This window comes from Parasulfuritortus cantonensis (genome assembly GCF_004337445.1).
GTDB classification, from domain to species: Bacteria; Pseudomonadota; Gammaproteobacteria; order Burkholderiales; family Thiobacillaceae; genus Parasulfuritortus; species Parasulfuritortus cantonensis.
Map to the genome: position 1 here is coordinate 42,255 of NZ_SJZB01000014.1, position 18,144 is coordinate 60,398.

Below are 18,144 nucleotides of genomic sequence, written 5' to 3' on the forward strand. Positions count from 1 at the left end.
ACAAAACTTTAGAAAAGACTTTAACAGTCATCAAGCTTTCCGCCCCAACAAACCTTCCAGGCTCTTCATCAGGTCGCCGGGCAGCAGCACGGTCTTGCTGCCGTTCGCGCTGGCGATCTCCTTCAGGGAACCGATGTATTTCTCGCCCAGGATGAACATGGCCGGCAATTCCTGCTCAGGGATGGCCGCCGAGATGCGCCGGATCGACTCGGCCGAGGCCTCGGCCATGCGGACCTGGGCCTCGGCATCGCGCTTGGCCGACTCCAGGCGCGCCTCGGCCTCCAGGATGGCGGCCTGCTTGTCGCCCTCCGCCTTGGTCACCGTGGCCTTCCGCTCCCGCTCGGCGGCGGCCTGCATCTCCATCGACTTCTGCATGGTCGGCGACGGCGAGATGTCCTGGATCTCCACCGACTTCAGGGTCAGGCCCCAGTCGGAGACGTCGTCGGAGATGGATTCCTTCAGCTTGGCCTTGATCTGGTCGCGGCTCGACAGCGCCTCGTCCAGGTCCATGGCGCCGATGATGGCGCGCAGGGTGGTCTGGATCAGGTTCATCACGGCGAGCTGGAAGTTGGTGACGCCGTACACCGCGCTCTGGGTGTCGGTCACCTTGACGAAGGCGATGGCGTTGGTGACCAGGACCGCGTTGTCGCGGGTGATCACCTCCTGCTGCGGGATGTCCAGGATCAGGTCCTTGGTGGTGACCTTGTAGGCCAGGTTGTCGATGTAGGGGATCAGGACGTGCAGGCCCGGCATCAGGGTCTTCAGGTACTTGCCCAGGCGCTCGACCACCCATTCCTCGCCCTGGGGCACGATGCGCACGCCCTTCCAGAGCGTGACGAACAGAAAAACGATCAGTACGACGGATACGATCTCGCCACCCATGTCAGCCTCCCATCCTCTCTACCTTCAAGGTCTGCCCGAGCACGTCCACCACCTTGGCCTTGGCGCCGGCGGGGATCGGGTTGTCGGCCACCACGGGCCAACGGTCGGACCCGAGTACCGGGCGCTGGAACAGGATTTCGCCCTGGCCCAGATCGGTCACCGGCCGGGTGAGCAGGCCGGCGATGCCGATCACGCCCTCCTTGGCCTGGCCGGCGCGGTTGCGGTCCGGCACCTTGAACCACTTGATCCAGATGCCCATCATGGCCAGCGATGCGACCGCCCAAAGCACCAGCTGGGCGGCGAAACCGGGCGTCGCGAAGAGCACCACCACGCCCACCAGCAGGGCACCGAGGCCGAACCACATGAGGAAGAAGGTGGGCACGAGCATCTCCAGTGCGACCAGCACCATGCCCATCACCAACCAATGCCACCATGCCAATTCCATGCCGCGCGCCCCAGCCAGTCCGAACGGGCATTTTGCCACTTCCCGGCCCGTGGCCAAAGCGGCACGGCGCGGCAAGCGGCCCGGATGTGTTATTTTTCCGGGCACCGTGCCGTCGGCACACGCAAACAATGGAGCCCACCCGATGTACAACACCTTCAAACCCGAACAACCCATGGGCCTGATGGACTTCGTCCGCGCCGCCAAGTCCTGCATCACGGAAATCCAGCCGCGCGAACTGCTGGAAAAGATGGCCGCCAAGGAAGACATGCTGCTGATCGACGTGCGCGAACACGTCGAATTCGCCAACGGCCACATCAAGGGCGCCCACCTGGTGCCGCGCGGCATCCTCGAGGCCGCCGCCGACCCGGCCTATCCCAAGCACGTGCCCGAACTGGCCGCCGCGCGCGATCGCCAGATCGTCGTCTACTGCGCCACCAGCGGCCGTTCCGCCATGGCGGCCGCGGTGCTGCAGATGATGGGTTTCAAGAACGTCATCAACCTGGACGGCGGCTATACCCGCTGGGTCGCCGAGGGCATGCCCCTGGAACAGGAAGCGACCTACTGAGCCAGCCCGGCGGCCGCCCGCCCGGGCGGGCGGCCGTCAATGCCGGGCCAGGGGGATCTTGGCGATCCTGGCCCGCCACTCGCGCGGGCCCGCCTCGTGCACCGAATCGCCCCGGCCGTCCACCGCCACGGTCACCGGCATGTCCACCACCTCGAACTCGTACACCGCCTCCATGCCCAGCTCCGGGAAGGCCAGGACGCGCGCGCCCTTGATCGCCTTGGCGACCAGGTAGGCGGCGCCGCCCACGGCGATGCAGTAGACGGCGCCGTGGGCGCGGATCGAGGCGATCGCCTCGGGGCCGCGCTCGGCCTTGCCGACCATGCCGATGAGGCCGACATCGGGGCCCAGCATCAGGTCCGTGTAGGCGTCCATGCGGGTCGCCGTGGTCGGCCCGGCCGGGCCGACCGCTTCGCCCGACACCGGGTCGACCGGGCCGACGTAATAGATGAAGCGGCCATGGAAATCGACCGGCAGCGGTTCGCCCCGGGCGACCAGGTCGGCGATGCGCTTGTGCGCGGCGTCGCGCCCGGTGAGCAGCCGGCCCGACAGGAGCAGGGCGTCGCCGGCGCGCCAGGCGGCGGTGTCGGCCGCGCTGAGCGTGTCCAGGTCGACGCGGCGGGCACCGGCCGGGCCGTTCCAGGCGATCTCCGGCCATTCCGCCAGCGCCGGCGGCTCGAAGCGGGCCGGACCGCTGCCGTCCAGGCTGAAATGCAGGTGCCGGGTGGCGGCGCAGTTCGGGATCATGGCCACCGGCAGGGAAGCGGCATGGGTGGGGTAGTCGAGTATCTTGACGTCGAGCACCGTGGTCAGGCCGCCCAGGCCCTGGGCGCCGATGCCCAGGGCGTTGACCTTGTCGTACAGCTCCAGGCGCAGTTCCTCGACCCGGCTGGCCGGACCGCGGGCGATCAGGTCCTGGATGTCGACGGGCGCCATGAGCGCCTCCTTGGCCATGACCAGGGCCTTCTCCGGGGTGCCGCCGGCGCCGATGCCCAGGATGCCGGGCGGACACCAGCCCGCGCCCATCTCCGGTATGCGTTCGAGCACCCAGTCGACCAGCGAGTCGGACGGGTTGAGGACGGCGAACTGGGCCTTGTTCTCCGAGCCGCCGCCCTTGGCGGCCAGGCGTACGTCGACCCGGTCGCCGGGCACCAGTTCCACGTGCAGCACCGCGGGGGTGTTGTCGCGGGTGTTCCGGCGCGCACCGAGCGGGTCGGCCAGGACGGAGGCGCGCAAGGGGTTGTCGGGGTTCGTGTAGGCGCGCCGGACGCCCTCGTCGACCATCGCCTGCAGGCTCATGCCCGGCTCGAAGCGGACCTCCATGCCGACCCGCATGAAGACCACGGCCATGCCGGTGTCCTGGCAGATCGGCCGGTGTCCTTCCGCGGCCAGGCGCGAGTTCACCAGGATCTGGGCCAGGGCATCCTTGGCGGCCGGCGACTGCTCGCGGTCGTAGGCGGCCTTGACGGCCCGGACGAAGTCGAGCGGGTGATAGTAGGAGATGAACTGGAAGGCGTCGGCGATCGACTGGATCAGGTCTTCCCGTTTGATGAGGGTCATGGGCGGGCCGCGAATGAAAATGGGCAGGGGCGTAGTCTAACGCCCCTGCCCATCCCTTACCGCTCCGGCGTTACTGCTCGTCCTCGACCGGCTTGAACTGGGCCGCCAGCTGCTGCTGGACCATGGGCGGCACCTGCTCGTAGTGCGACAGCTCCAGGGTATAGGAACCCTGGCCGCCGGTGATCGCCTTCAGGCGCTGCTGGAAGTTGTCCAGTTCGGCGAGCGGCACCAGGCCGTTCAGCATCATCATGCCGCCGCGTCCCGGCTGGCTGCCGGTGATCTGGCCGCGACGCCCGGACAGGTCGCCGCTGACGTCGCCGAAGAAGGGCTCCGGCACGGTCAGCTCGATGTTGACGATGGGCTCCAGGACGATCGGCTTGGCCTTCGCCATGGCGTCCTGGAAGGCCTTCTTGCCGGCGGTGACGAAGGCGATCTCCTTGCCGTCGACCGGGTGGTTCTTGCCGTCGTAGACGGTGACCCGGATGTCCTGCAGCGGGAAGCCGGCCGCCGCGCCCAGGCCCATGGCCTGGCGCACGCCCTTCTCCACCGCCGGGATGAAGGTCCCCGGGATGACGCCGCCCTTGACCGCGTCGACGAACTCGAAGCCCAGGCCGCGTTCCATCGGCTCGACGCGCAGGTAGACCTCGCCGAACTGGCCGGCGCCGCCGGACTGCTTCTTGTGCCGGTGGTGGCCCTCGGCGGGGGCCAGGATGGTCTCGCGGTAGGGGATGGTCGGCGGATGGGTATCGACCTCGAGGCGGAACTGCTCGCGCATCTTTTCCAGCACGTTGGCCAGGTGCATCTCGCCCAGGCCGCGGATCACCGCCTCGTGCGTGGTGGCGTCGTGCTCGACGTGCAGGCCCGGATCCTCGGCGGTCAGCTTGTGCAGGACCTCGGACAGCTTGGAGGCGTCGGCCTGCTTCTTCGGCCGCACGGCGAGGCCGAACACGGCATGCGGGAAGTCGAGCGCGCGCATGTGGATGTGGTCGTCGTCGGCGGCGTCGTGCAGGACCATGTCGAAGCCCAGTTCCTCGACCTTGGTGACGGCGCAGATGTCGCCCGGGACGGCGGCGTCCAGGTCGCTGAGCTGTTTGCCCTGGAGCAGGTACAGGTGGCCGACCTTGAACGGCTTGCGGCCCTCGCCGATGTAGAGCTGGCTGTTCGGCGTGACGGTGCCCTGGTGCACGCGCAGGACGCAGGTCTTGCCCACGTAGGGGTCCATCTCGACCTTGAAGATGTGGGCGATGACGTGCTTGGCCGGGTCGGGCTCGGAGTTGAACGGCTCCTCCGCGTCGCCTTCGCCCTTGACGAACAGGGGCGGATTGCCCTCGGTCGGGTTAGGCAGCAGCTTGACCAGGATGTCGAGCAGCTCGGCGGTGCCGGCGCCGGTCTGGGCCGAGACGAAGCACACCGGCACCAGGTGACCCTCGCGCAGGGCCTGCTCGAAGGGGGCATGCAACTGTTCCGGCTGCACCTCGCCCTGTTCCAGGTAGATGTTCATCAACTCCTCGTCCACCTCGACGACCTGGTCGACCAGGGCGCGGTGGGCATCGGCGACGGAGGAGAAATCGGCCTCGCCGCCGGGGTTGAAGAAGCAGTCGGTGACCTGGCTGCCGCCGGCCGCCGGCAGGTTGATGGGCAGGCACTCGCGTCCGAAGGCGGCCTGGATGTCGGCCAGCAGGCCCGGCAGGTCGACGCCTGGGGCGTCGATCTTGTTGACCACGACCATGCGGTCGAGCTTGCGCGTCTGCGCCCAATGCATCATCCGGCTGGCCGTCAGTTCGACCCCCTTCTGGGCGTCGATCACCACGGCGACCGTTTCCACCGCGTCCAGGGCACACATGGCCTGGCCCATGAAATCGGGATAGCCCGGGGTGTCGAGCATGTGCACGCGGGTACCCAGGTGTTCCAGGTGCGCCACGGCCAGCTTGACCGAATGCAGGTGTTCCTTCTCCAGCGGATCGTAGTCGCACACCGTGCTGCCCTTGGCCACGCTGCCCGCGGCAGCGATGGCGCCGGACTTGGCCAACAGGGTCTCGATCAGGGAAGTCTTGCCGGCCCCGCCATGGCCGACGAAAGCTAAGGTACGAACGTTATCGGGAGTGTAGTTTGTCATGTTGTTTTTCCTGCTTGGGCTGTGAGTGCGGTTTCGCGCAGTATAGGGAGGCCGCCTGCCGCCTTCAACGGACATTAGCATCTTCAATAGCCCGGGGCCTGGCCGATTGCCCTATGATGCGGGCATTGCCAACGAGGAGGCCCCGCCATGCTGGTCGTCACCGTCATCGTCCTCGGGTCGTTGCTGCTGGCCCTGATCTACGGCGTCGCAATCTACAACAGCCTGGTGCAGATCAAGCACAACGTCAGCATGGCCTGGGCCAACATCGACGTCCTGCTCAAGCAGCGCCACGACGAGCTGCCGAAGCTGGTCGAGACCTGCCGGCAGTACAAGGAATTCGAGCAGGCCACCCTTGAGAAGGTGACCGAGGCGCGCAGCCGCGTCCAGACCGCGCGCGAGAACCACGACGTCGCCGGCCTCGGCCTGGCCGAGGGGGCCCTGCGCGCCGGCCTCGGTCAGCTGTTCGCGGTGGTCGAGGCCTATCCGGACCTGAAGGCCAACGAGCAGTTCATGCAGCTGCAACAGCGCATCACCGCCCTGGAGAACGCCATCGCCGACCGGCGCGAGCTGTACAACGACAGCGTCAACATCAACAACGTGCGCATCGAGCAGTTCCCCGATTCCATCGTCGCCGGGATGTTCCGCTTCCAGCGTGCCCAGCTGCTCCGCTTCGCCGAGGCCGAGAAGGCCGACGTCGACATCAAGCAGCTGTTCGGAGGCCATGCCTGAGCCGGCCTGAGCGATGGCCCGGCTGCGCCGCTACTGGCAGGACTGGCTGTCCGGCGGCGGTTACCTGATGCTCCTGGTGGCCGGCCTGCAGTTCCAGTCGGCCCTCGCCTGGGTCGGCATCGCCGCCACCATCCTGGTGCTCGCCGTGCTCGCCTGGCTGGCCAACCTGCGCCGCCAGCGCGCCATCGCCGATACCCCGACCTCGCGCATCGCCTCGGCGGCGCAGGGCTACGTGGAACTGGTCGGCAGCGGCCGCGCCTATGCCGACCTGCCCGTCCTCAGCCCGACCCATCGCCTGCCCTGCCTGTGGTATCGCTACCGGCACTTCGTGAAGGACAACGAGGACAAGTGGCGGCAGACCGAGATGGACGAGAGCGTCTCGCCCTTCCTGCTCGACGACGGCACCGGCCTGTGCCAGATCGACCCGAGCGAGGCCGAGGTCTCGGCCAAGCGCAAGGAGACCTACCTGGACGGCGACAACAAGGTCGAGGAGGAACTGCTGCTGGCCGGCGACCCGCTCTACGCCATCGGCGAGTTCAGCAGCGATGGCGCCGAGCAGGTCCGCTTCGACGAACGCCAGGAGCTGGCGGACATCCTGAACGACTGGAAGGCCTATCCGGACGACCTCAAGCGCCGCTTCGACCTCGACCGGGATGGCGTCATCGATGACCGGGAGTGGCAACGCGCGCTCGACGAGGCGCGCCGGGAAATGGAACGGCGGCGCGCCGCGACGCTGGCCCGGGTGGTCAACCACCGCCTGACCCGGCCGCGCTTCGGCCGGCCCTTCCTGGTCGCCGCCTTCCCGCCCGAACAACTCGCCGGCCGCTACCGGCTGCGGGTCTGGTTGCACGGCCTCGCGGGCATGGCCAGCCTGGTCGGCCTGGCCGTCGCCCTGCAAACGGCGGTCTAGGGCCCGATCACCACTCGCGCCGGTAGGTGAAGGTCAGGCCATGGCCATGGTCGGAGCCGGCGAATTCCCCCGTATAGGCGAACGACAGCCAGTCGCGCCGGGACAGCGCCAGCTTCACGTCGGCGCTCACTTGCAGGCGGTCGCGGTCCAGGGCCGGACCGGCCACGCTGAAGGTCAGGTCCGGGGCGGCGGCAAAGCCGGCCGTCACCCGGGACGCGGTGTCGGCGAATTCGTGCAGCCAAGCGGCGCGCAGAGACGACCAGACGCCGGTGCCGCCGTCACTCCGATAGGCGTAGCCGAACTGCAGGCCGAGGCTGGAACGGACCGACTCGTCCGTGGAACCGGCCACCGCCAGGTCGGCCTGGCCGCCGCCGTGCTCGGTGAAGCCGTCCCGTTCGAAGCGGTTGTAGCCGAGCCCGACGAAGGGGGCGACGGTGCCGTTCCTGCCCCACTTGTACAGCCGGCCGGCCTCGACGCCGAGCGCCAGGCTGTTGCCGTCGTAATCGGCCGACGCGGTCTCGGCATAGCTGCCGACGACCACCGAACGGCGGCTGTCCGCGGCATGCCAGCCGTAGCCGACGGAGGCATCCAGGTAATAGTCGGCGGGCGTCCAGGACAGGTAGGCGGCCAGTTGGTAGCTGTCCATGTCGAGGCGGCTACCGGTGCTGTCCACGTCGCTGCCGGCGTAGCCGACGGCCAGGCCGGCGCGCAGGTCGCCGTCGAAGCGGCGGTCGCCGCCGAGCAGGAAGCCGCGCGTGTCCGAATCGGCGCCGTAGGCATCGGCCGTGGCGTCGATCTCGGCATGGCTGCCGAACACCTTGACCCAGAGGCCGCGCTCCGGAGCGGCCGGGGCGCCGGCGAGCAGCCCGCGCAAGGAGGCGTCCGAGGCACTGGCGACGCGCACCGGTTCGGCGTCCGCGCTGCGCCAGGGACCGTGGTCCGAGGACAGGCGGTCCAGGATCAGGGACAGGAAGCGCCAGCCCTGGCCGCTCCCGAAGCCGGAGAAGAAGCCGAGCTGGACGCCGCTCAGGCGGTCGAGGGCGTAGCCGACGGCGTCGTTGTCGAGCACGTTGAGGTTGTCGAGGATATCCGAGACGGCGGCCGGGTCGCTGTCGGCCAGTTGGTCGAGCACGTCGCCCACCGACTGCTGGTTGGGACTGTCGCCGGCCTCGGCATAGCTGACGTCGTTGCGCACCAGGGTCAGGTAGACGTTGCCGGTGTCCTGGCTCAGGCTGGGGGTCAGGAAGGCGAAATCGGCGTCGATGGTGGTGGCGTCGAAGCTGCTCGACAACGCGGCCGCCGACAGGATGGTGTACTGCGTGGCGTCCTGGTAGCTGCCCGGCTCCGGCAGGACATGCACGGTGCCGGCCAGGCTCGCCGTACCGGTCACCACGGTCAGGTCCGAATTGCCGGCGGCGTCCACTTCCACCGCGTAGACGCTGTCGGCATCGAAATCCAGGTTGCCGGCCACGGTCAGGGTACCGATGGAATTGCCCGGCGCCAGGGTGCCGCCAGCCAAACCGAGGTCGCCGGCCAAGGTGCCCGTGCCAGCCACCGTACCCCCGCTCCGGACGCTCGTCGTCGCGGCGCTGAACAGGCCGTCCACGCTCAACAAGCCATGGACATAGGCGCTGCCGCTGGACACCTCGGCGCCGCTGCCGACGGTCAGGGTGCCGGTTCCATCGAGGCCGACGTAGAGGGCACCGGCATTGGTCCAGCTCGACCCGCTGCCCAGCACGCTGACCTCGCCCTGGCTGCCCGAGTTGCTGCCGATATAGGCCGTGCCGCTGCGCAGCTCGCCGCCCGCCGCGACCGTCAGCGTCGCCGTACCGTCGCTGGCCACGTAGAGTTCGTTGCCGCCAGTGTCCAGCAGGGAGCCGGCGCCGCTGATGTCGACGCTGCCGACGCCGTCGCCGAACAGGCCGATCAAGGTCCGGCCGCTCGTGACCACGCCGCCGTTGACGATGTCCAGCGTCCCAGTGCCGAGGTTGCCGACGCGCAGGAAGCCGCTGTTGCTCCAGGTGCCGCCGTCGACCCGGACCGTGCCCGTGACGCCGGCCTGGTTTCCGACGATGCCGTCGGTGTCGCTGACCGTCGCGCCGTCCGCGATGGTCAGGGCGCCGGTACCGTAGGAGCCGACCTCGAGCTGGTTGACGATCGCCCAGCTCGAGCCGCTGCCGGTCACCAACGCCGTGCCGTCGCCGCCGGTCCGGCCGACATAGCCGTACAGGCCGGTCACGGTGCCGCCGTTCTCGACCGTCAGGGTGCCGCTGCTGCCCCAGCCGACATAGAGGTAGTCCGACGCCCAGGTCGAGCCGCTGCCGCTCACAATCGCCGCCCCCGTGCTGCCGGCCTCGTAGGCGATATAGCCGAGGTAGCTCTCGGCCCGGCCGCCGGCCTCGACCCGCAGCGTCCCGTTGCCGTACATGCCGACGGCCAGCCAGTTGCTGTTCGTCCACGTCGAATCGGCGCCGGTGACCGTAGCCGTGCCGACCCCGGTCGATTCGTAGCCGATGAAACCGTTCTTGCCGTTCGCCGAAGCACCGTCTTCGACGGCAAGCACGCCTTCACCCTGGAAGCCCACGTATAGGCCGTTGGTGTCGGTCCAGGTCGAACCCGGCCCGGATACGGTGAGCGCACCGTATGAGTCGGCCTGATTGCCCAGATATCCCCAACTGGCGGAGACGGCGCCGCCGTCCAGGATGTCGAGTTCGCCGTTCGAGGCCGAGCCGACGTAAAGGCCGCTCGCGACCGACCAGCCGGAGCCGCTTCCGGTGATCGTCGCCGAGCCCGTGCTGCCGGTCCTCTGGGCCAGGGTGCCGTAGGCACTGGTCACCTGGCCGCCGTTCGAGACGTTCAGCGTGCCGCTGCCGTCGCGACCCAGATAGATGTCCGCGACGTTGTCCCAGGTCGAGCCGACACCGTCGACGTTGACCGTCCCACTGCTGCCGGCGCCATAGCCGACGTAGGCGTGTTGGGACGGATTGGTGTTTTCCAGGGTGCCGCCGCCGTCGACGGTCAGCGTGCCGGTCCCGTACAGGCCGACGAAGAAACTGCCGCCGTTGCTCCACGATGCGCCCGCGCCGGTCACGCGGATCGTGCCGTCGTCGCTGCTCGCACTGCCGAGGGTGACGCCATAGCTTGTCGCCAGGGTACCGGCACCAACGATCTCCAGCGTGCCGCTCCCGCCCACGGTGAGGTATTGCGCCTCGGCGGCCGTCCCATCCGGCACCTGCGCCGTTCCGGCGTTGCCGATGGTTGCGCTGTCGAGGCCGGTGGGGACACCGTTGTCCCAATTGCCGGCGTCGAACCAGTCGCCGGTCGCGCCGGTCCAGTGGCTATCGAGCGCATGCGCGACCGGGCTGAAGGCCAGGGCGATCGCCAGAACGATCGGACTGGGCGAGGAACGGAATCGGCTCATGGCATCACCTCGTTGCGGGCGAAGCAATGCGCCCGGCCAACTTAAGAAATGCTTAAGAGTCTAGCCCCATATTCCGGACAAGCCTGTCCGGGAATCCCGTACATGCGGCCCGTTTCGGGCCCGCGCGCGGCAAGCCGAAAACACACGCGGCCGTCTAGGCGGCCGCGTGCGGGGGGACGATCCGGGACATCGCAGCGCCCGGTCCCGGATCAGGCCAGGTCGAGGTACTCCAGGATGCCCTTGGCGGCCTCGCGGCCTTCCCAGACCGCGGTGACCACCAGGTCGGAGCCGCGCACCATGTCGCCGCCGGCGAAAATCTTCGCGTTGGCGGTTTGCATGGCATGGCCGTGACCCTTGGCGATGACCCGGCCGGCCTGGTCCGTGGTGATGCCGAAGTCGGCGAACCAGGGCTGCGGGTTGGGCCGGAAGCCGAAGGCCACCAGGATGCGGTCGCAGGGCACGATCTCCTCGGAGCCCTCGACCACCACCGGCGAGCGGCGGCCGCGCGCGTCCGGCTCGCCCAGGGTGGTGGTGACCAGCTTGATGCCCTCCACCTTGCCGTTGCCGACGACTTCGACCGGCTGGCGGTTCCAGAGGAACTGCACGCCCTCTTCCTTGGCGTTGGCCACTTCCCGCTTGGAGCCGGGCATGTTGGCCTCGTCGCGGCGGTAGGCGCAGGTCACCGAGGCGGCGCCCTGGCGGATCGAGGTGCGGTTGCAGTCCATGGCGGTGTCGCCGCCGCCCAGGACCACCACGCGCTGGCCCTGCATGTCGATGAACTCGTCCTGGGCCATGCCCAGGCAGTGCTTGACGTTGGAGATCAGGAACGGCAGCGCCGGCATGACGCCGGGCAGGTCTTCGCCGGGGATGCCGGCCTGCATGAAGGTGTAGGTGCCCATGCCCATGAACACGGCGTCGTACTCGTCGACCAGTTGCCGGAACGGGATGTCCTTGCCAATCTCGACGCCCAGGCGGAACTCCACGCCCATGCCCTGGAAGACCTCGCGGCGACGCATCATGATGGTCTTTTCCATCTTGAATTCGGGGATACCGAAGGTGAGCAGGCCGCCGATCTCCTCGTAGCGGTCGTAGACCACCGGCAGGACGCCGTTGCGCACCAGGACGTCGGCGCAGGCCAGTCCCGCCGGGCCGGCGCCGACGATGGCGACGCGCTTGCCGCTCGCCACCACCTTGGACATGTCCGGACGCCAGCCCTGGGCAAAGGCCGTCTCGGAGATGTAGCGTTCGACCTGGCCGATGGTGACGGCACCGAAGTCGCACTGGTTCAGGGTGCAGGAGCCCTCGCACAGGCGGTCCTGCGGGCAGACCCGGCCGCACACCTCGGGCAGCGAGTTGGTCTGGTGGGACAGCTCGGCCGCCTCGAACAGGCGCCCCTCGTCGACCAGCTTGAGCCAGTTGGGGATGTAGTTGTGCACCGGGCACTTCCACTCGCAGTACGGGTTGCCGCAGGCCAGGCAGCGCCCGGCCTGTTCCTTGGCCTGGTCCACGTCCATCTGGGCGTAGATCTCCTTGAACTCGGCCTTGCGCACCTCGGCCGGGGTCTTGGCGCCGTCGCGGCGGGCGATCTTGATAAATTGGAAGACGTCGGACATCGCATTAATCCTTCAACAGGCTATCCAGGCTCAGGGCCTTGGATTTGACCAGCCAGAACTTGTTCACCACGTCGTTGAAGTGCTCCAGCATCCAGGCGGCGCGGGCGGAGCCGGTCTGGCGCAGGTGCTTGTCCAGCTTCTCGCGCAGGAAGGCGCGGTGTTCGCTGGTCTTCTCGTCGTTGATGCGGTTGATGTCGATCAGCTCGTTGTTGTAGCGCTCGGCAAAGTGGCTGCCCTCGTCGTAGACCATGGCGAAGCCGCCGGTCATGCCGGCGCCGAAGTTCAGGCCGGTGTCGCCGAGGACGATGATGCAGCCGCCGGTCATGTACTCGCAGCAGTGGTCGCCGACGCCTTCCACCACGGCCAGGGCGCCGGAGTTGCGCACCCCGAAGCGCTCGCCGGCGATGCCCGCGGCGTACAACTCGCCGCCGGTGGCGCCGTACAGGCAGGTGTTGCCCAGCGCGGTGGTCTTGTGCGACTCGAAGGCCGAACCCTTGGGCGGGTAGATGACCAGGCGGCCGCCGGCCATGCCCTTGCCGACGTAGTCGTTGGCGTCGCCTTCGATCTCGAGGGTCAGGCCCTTGTGGTTCCAGACCCCGAAGCTCTGGCCGGCCGAGCCGGTCAGCTTGATGTGCAGGCAATCGTCCGGCAGGCCGTCGGCGCCGTGCGCCCTGGCGATCTCGCCGGACAGGCGGGCACCGATCGAGCGGTTGACGTTGCGTACCGCGTATTCCAGGCGCTGCGGCGTCTTGCTCTTGATGCCGTCGATGGCGTCCTTGACCATCTGCTCGGCCAGCTCGCCCTTGTCGAAGGACGGGTTGCGGGCCTCGACGCAGTAGCGCGGCTCGGTCTCGGCGATGCTGCCCTGGCTGAGCAGGATGTCCAGCTTGAGGCGCTTCTGCTTGTCCGACTCGCCCTCCAGCAGTTCCAGCAGGTCGGTGCGGCCGATCAGGTCCTCGAACTTGCGGATGCCCAGCTGGGCCATCAGCTCGCGGGTCTCCATGGCGACGAAGGTGAAGAAGTTCACCACCATGTCGGGCAGGCCGACGAAGTGTTCCTTGCGCAGCTTGGCGTCCTGGGTGGCGACGCCGGTGGCGCAGTTGTTCAGGTGGCAGATGCGCAGGTACTTGCAGCCCAGGGAGATCATCGGGGCGGTGCCGAAGCCGAACGACTCGGCGCCCAGGATGGCCGCCTTGATCACGTCCAGGCCGGTCTTCAGGCCGCCGTCGGTCTGCACCCGCACGCGGCCGCGCAGGCCGTTGGCGCGCAGCACCTGCTGGGCCTCGGTGAGGCCGAGTTCCCACGGGGTGCCGGCGTACTTGACCGAGGTCAGCGGCGAGGCGCCGGTGCCGCCGTCGTAGCCGGAGATGGTGATCAGGTCGGCGTAGGCCTTGGCGACGCCGGCGGCGATGGTGCCGACGCCGGGCTCGGCCACCAGCTTCACGGACACCAGGGCCTCCGGGTTGACCTGCTTGAGGTCGAAGATCAGCTGGGCCAGGTCCTCGATCGAGTAGATGTCGTGGTGCGGCGGCGGCGAGATCAGGGTGATGCCGGGCTTGGTGTGGCGCAGGGTCGCGATCAGCTCGTTGACCTTGCCGCCGGGCAGTTGGCCGCCCTCGCCGGGCTTGGCGCCCTGGGCGACCTTGATCTGCAGGACCTCGGCGTTGACCAGGTAGTGCGGCGTGACGCCGAAGCGGCCGGACGCCACCTGCTTGATCTTGGACATCTTGACGGTGCCATAGCGGGCCGGGTCCTCGCCGCCCTCGCCGGAGTTGGAGCGGCCGCCGATGCGGTTCATGCCCTCGGCCAGGGACTCGTGGGCCTCGGGCGACAGGGCGCCCAGCGACATGCCGGCGGAGTCGAAGCGCTTGAGGATCTTCTCGACCGGCTCCACCTCGTCCAGGCTGACCGGCGTGGTCGCCTTCAGGCGCATGAGGTCGCGGAACATGGCGACCGGGCGCGAATTGACGATCTCGGCGTACTGTTTGTAGGCCGCGTAGTCGCCGGTCTTCACGGCCTTCTGCAGGGCCTGGACGACGTCCGGGTTGTAGGCGTGGTATTCCTCGCCGTACATGAACTTGAGCAGGCCGCCCGCGGGCACCGGCTTGAGCGGGTTGTAGGCGGCGCGCACCAGCTTCTTCTGGTCCGCCTCGAAGTCCTCGAAGGCGGCGCCGGAGACGCGCGACACGGTCCCCCGGAAGCACATGTCGACGACCGCCTCGTGCATGCCGACGATCTCGAACAGCTGGGCGCCGCGGTAGCTGGCGATGGCCGAGATGCCCATCTTGGACATGACCTTCAGGAGACCCTTGTCGATGCCCTTGCGGAAATTGGCCAGGGCCTTGTACGGGGTCAGCTTGACCTCGCCGCTGCGCACCAGCTCCAGGATGCTCTGGTAGGCCAGGTACGGGTAGACCGCGGTGGCACCGTAGCCGATCAGGCAGGCGATCTGGTGCGGGTCGCGCGCGGCGCCGGTCTCCACGACCAGGTTGCAGTCGCAGCGCAGGCCGGCGTCGATCAGGCCGTGGTGCACGGCGCCGATGGCGAACAGGGCATGGATGGGCAGGCGGTCCTTGGCGACGTTGCGGTCGGACAGGACGATGATCACCTTGCCGTCCTTGACCGCGCTGACCGCGTCGGCGGCCAGCTGGACCAGGGCGCCCTTGAGGTCGGTCGCCGCGGGATCGTAGTTGAGATTCAGGGAGATCGACGCGTAGGACGGGTCCGCGCTGGTGGTCACGGCGGTGAACTTGTCGTGCGACAGCACCGGCGAGGTGACCTCCATGCGCTTGGCGTGTTCCGGCGTCTCCTTGAACAGGTTCATCTCGCGGCCGAACTCGGTGTGCAGCGACATCACCACCGCTTCCCGGATCGGGTCGATGGGCGGGTTGGTCACCTGGGCGAACTGCTGGCGCAGGTAGTCGAACGGCGAGCGGACCTTCTGGCTGAGCACCGCCATGGGGGTGTCGTCGCCCATGGAGCCGACCGCCTCCTGGCCGGCCTCGGCGAGCACGCGGACGACCTGGTCGAGTTCCTCGAAGCTGACGTTGAACAGCTTCTGATAGGTCGCCACGGAGGCGGCGTCCATGGCCGGGGCATTGGCGTCCTGCTCGGTGCCCAGGTCCAGCCGGTGGGCGTTCTGGTTCAGCCACTGGCGGTAGGGATGGCGTCCCTTCAGTTCGGCGTCGATGTCCTCGGGCAGCAGGAACTTGCCGGTCTCGAGGTCGGCGGCGACCATCTGGCCCGGGCGCACGCGGCCCTTGGCGACGATGTTCTCGGGGCCGCCGTAGTCCCACACGCCGACTTCCGAGGCGATGGTGACGTAGCGGTCCTTGGTGATCACCCAGCGGGCCGGGCGCAGGCCGTTGCGGTCGAGCAGGCAGACGCCGTAGCGGCCGTCGGTCATGACGATGCCGGCGGGGCCGTCCCAGGGCTCCATGTGCATGGAGTTGTACTCGTAGAAGGCCTTGACCTCGGGGTCCATGTTGGTGACGTTCTGCCAGGCCGGCGGCACCATCATGCGCATGGCGCGGAACAAGCCGGCGCCGCCCATGACCAGGCCTTCCAGCATGTTGTCGAAGCTCATGGAGTCGGAGCCGCGGCTGCCGACCATGGGCCGGACGTCCGCCATGTTGGGGATCAGGGGCGATTCGAACTTGCGTTCCCGGGCGCGCGACCAGTTGCGGTTGCCCTGCAGGGTGTTGATCTCGCCGTTGTGGGCCAGGTAGCGGAACGGCTGGGCCAGGCGCCACTCCGGCCAGGTGTTGGTCGAGAAGCGCTGGTGGAACACCGCCAGGGCGGAGGCGAAGCGCTCGTCGTTGAGATCCGGGTAGAACACCGGCAGGTAGGCCGGCATCACCAGGCCCTTGTAGGAGATGACGCGGCCGGACAGGGTCGGCATATAGAAGGTGGCGTCGTCGTCGTGGACGGCCTTCTCCACCTTGCGCCGGGCGATGTAGAGCTTGCGCTCGAAGATCTCGGCGTCGACGGCATCCGGGCAGTTGACGAACAACTGCTCGATCACCGGCAGGCTCTTCAGGGCGTACTCGCCCAGGGCGCTGTTGTCGGTGGGCACCTTGCGGAAGCCGAGCGGCTCCAGCCCTTCGCCCCGCAGCTCGGCGAACAGCAGGTCGCGGGCACGCTGGGCCTTGCCACTGTCCTGGCTCAGGAACACCAGGCCGGCGGCATAGCGCTCGGCCAGGCCGAAGCCGGCCTCGGCGGCGACGGTGCGCAGGAAGGCATCGGGCTTCTTGAACAGGAGGCCGCAGCCGTCGCCCGACTTGCCATCGGCCGCCACGGCGCCCCGGTGGGTCATGCAGGCCAAGGAGGAGATGGCGGTCTGCACCAGCTTGTGGGTGGCCTGGTCGTCCAGTTGCGCAATGAGGCCGAAGCCGCAGCTGTCCTGTTCGAAATCAGGGCTGTATAGCGTGCCGCACAAGCGGCTTTGTCGATCGTCCATTTTTCTGATCGCCGAGGGATGGAGTACGGATAAAAGGGCGGGAATTCTAGCGCGTTCAAGGGCTTGCGCCAACCCGACCGTCAGTGTGGGATGGCGCCCCCGGATGCCCAACATTGGGGCGCCGTCGGCACCATCCCGGGTCAGCCGGCGGCCGCCAGTGCCTGTTCCAGGTCGGACAGGATGTCGTCGATGTGCTCGATGCCGATCGACAGCCGTACCATGTCCTCGGACACCCCCGCCTTGGCCATCTCGGCCGGCGACAACTGGCGGTGGGTGGTCGAGGCCGGGTGGCAGGCCAGGGACTTGGCGTCGCCGATGTTGACCAGGCGCACGACCAGATTCAGGGCGTCGATGAAGCGGCCGCCCGCCTCGCGACCGCCCTTGATCCCGAACGACAGGATGCCGGAGGCGCGTCCGCCCATGTATTTGTCGACCAGCGGCCGGCTGACGTGGTCGGCCAGGCCGGCGTAGTTGACCCAGGCCACCAGCGGATGGCCGGCCAGGTACTCGGCCACCTTGAGGGTGTTGTCGCAGATCCGGTCCATGCGCAGGGGCAGGGTCTCCAGGCCCTGCAGGATCAGGAAGCTGTTGAACGGCGAGAGCGCCGCGCCCATGTTGCGCAGCGGCACCACGCGGGCCCGGCCGATGTAGGCCGCGGCGCCCAGGGCCTCGGTGTAGACGACCCCGTGGTAGGACACGTCGGGTTCGTTCAGGCGCTTGAAGCGGGCCTTGTGCTCGGCCCAGGGGAACTTGCCGGAGTCGACGATGCAGCCGCCGATGGAGTTGCCGTGGCCGCCCATGTACTTGGTCAGGGCGTGCACGACGATGTCGGCACCGTGCTCGAACGGCCGGCACAGGGCCGGGGTGGGCACGGTGTTGTCGACGATCAGGGGGATGCCATGGCGATGGGCGATCTCGGCCAGGGCGCCGATGTCGACCACGTTGCCGAGCGGGTTGCCGATGGATTCGCAGTAGATCGCCTTGGTGCGCTCGTCGATCAGCGCCTCGAAGCTGGCCGGCTCGCGGTGGTCGGCGAAGCGCACCTGGATGCCGTACTGCGGCAGGGTATGGGCGAACAGGTTGTAGGTGCCGCCGTACAGGGTCCCGCTGCTGATGATGTTGTCGCCCGCCTCGGCGATGGTCTGGATGGCGTAGGTCACCGCCGCCATGCCGGACGCCACGGCGAGGGCGCCGATGCCGCCCTCCAACGCCGCGACGCGCTTCTCCAGCACATCGGTGGTCGGGTTCATGATGCGGGTGTAGATGTTGCCCTGGACCTTGAGATCGAACAGGTCGGCGCCGTGCTGGGTGCTGTCGAAGGCGTACGAGGTGGTCTGGTAGATGGGCACCGCCACCGCCTTGGTGGTGGGCTCGGGGACATAACCGGCGTGCACGGCCAGGGTTTCGATCTTCATGGATGGCTACTCCGCCTAACGGGGCAGTCATT

At 68.3% G+C, this 18,144-nt stretch carries 11 protein-coding genes; 3 read left to right on the top strand and 8 right to left on the bottom strand.

Annotation, left to right across the window (positions count from 1 at the left end; genetic code table 11):
• Positions 1–30 precede the first annotated feature (30 nt).
• Together EZJ19_RS04040 and EZJ19_RS04045 are read right to left on the bottom strand one after the other, a co-directional pair.
• Positions 31–882, bottom strand: coding sequence for an SPFH domain-containing protein (locus EZJ19_RS04040; protein WP_131445014.1), 852 nt, complete (start codon positions 880–882; stop codon positions 31–33).
• A gap of 1 nt (position 883) precedes the next feature.
• Positions 884–1,327 (bottom strand): NfeD family protein, encoded by a 444-nt coding sequence (locus EZJ19_RS04045; RefSeq protein WP_131445015.1) that lies wholly within the window; start codon positions 1,325–1,327, stop codon positions 884–886.
• A gap of 142 nt (positions 1,328–1,469) precedes the next feature.
• Between EZJ19_RS04045 and EZJ19_RS04050 the strand changes: the two genes are divergently transcribed.
• A complete protein-coding gene (locus EZJ19_RS04050) occupies positions 1,470–1,892 on the top strand; it encodes a rhodanese-like domain-containing protein (RefSeq protein ID WP_131445016.1) in 423 nt (140 codons plus the stop codon).
• A 36-nt stretch (positions 1,893–1,928) separates the two neighbouring features.
• On the opposite strand, the gene EZJ19_RS04055 is transcribed toward EZJ19_RS04050, so the two are convergent.
• Positions 1,929–3,449 (bottom strand): fumarate hydratase, encoded by a 1,521-nt coding sequence (locus EZJ19_RS04055; protein WP_131445017.1) that lies wholly within the window; start codon positions 3,447–3,449, stop codon positions 1,929–1,931.
• Positions 3,450–3,519: 70 nt separating this feature from the next.
• Entirely contained in the window at positions 3,520–5,565 is a 2,046-nt protein-coding gene (gene fusA, locus EZJ19_RS04060; RefSeq protein ID WP_131445018.1) for an elongation factor G, read from the bottom strand.
• A 147-nt stretch (positions 5,566–5,712) separates the two neighbouring features.
• On the opposite strand from fusA, the gene EZJ19_RS04065 reads away from it, so the two are divergent.
• Together EZJ19_RS04065 and EZJ19_RS04070 are read left to right on the top strand one after the other, a co-directional pair.
• A complete protein-coding gene (locus EZJ19_RS04065) occupies positions 5,713–6,294 on the top strand; it encodes a LemA family protein (protein ID WP_131445019.1) in 582 nt (193 codons plus the stop codon).
• Between the two features lie 13 nt (positions 6,295–6,307).
• Positions 6,308–7,204 (top strand): penta-EF hand family protein, encoded by an 897-nt coding sequence (locus EZJ19_RS04070; protein WP_131445020.1) that lies wholly within the window; start codon positions 6,308–6,310, stop codon positions 7,202–7,204.
• A gap of 7 nt (positions 7,205–7,211) precedes the next feature.
• Here the strand turns inward: EZJ19_RS04070 and EZJ19_RS04075 are convergent, their stop codons facing one another.
• From EZJ19_RS04075 to EZJ19_RS04090, 4 genes are all read right to left on the bottom strand, one after another.
• Positions 7,212–10,625: an autotransporter domain-containing protein gene (locus EZJ19_RS04075; protein ID WP_131445021.1), complete on the bottom strand. Its 3,414-nt coding sequence runs from the start codon at positions 10,623–10,625 to the stop codon at positions 7,212–7,214.
• Between the two features lie 209 nt (positions 10,626–10,834).
• Positions 10,835–12,238, bottom strand: coding sequence for an FAD-dependent oxidoreductase (locus tag EZJ19_RS04080; protein WP_131445022.1), 1,404 nt, complete (start codon positions 12,236–12,238; stop codon positions 10,835–10,837).
• Positions 12,239–12,242: 4 nt separating this feature from the next.
• Positions 12,243–16,697, bottom strand: coding sequence for a glutamate synthase large subunit (gene gltB, locus EZJ19_RS04085; RefSeq protein WP_131445023.1), 4,455 nt, complete (start codon positions 16,695–16,697; stop codon positions 12,243–12,245).
• A 140-nt stretch (positions 16,698–16,837) separates the two neighbouring features.
• Positions 16,838–18,112: a bifunctional O-acetylhomoserine aminocarboxypropyltransferase/cysteine synthase gene (locus tag EZJ19_RS04090; protein WP_131445024.1), complete on the bottom strand. Its 1,275-nt coding sequence runs from the start codon at positions 18,110–18,112 to the stop codon at positions 16,838–16,840.
• Positions 18,113–18,144: the final 32 nt, after the last annotated feature.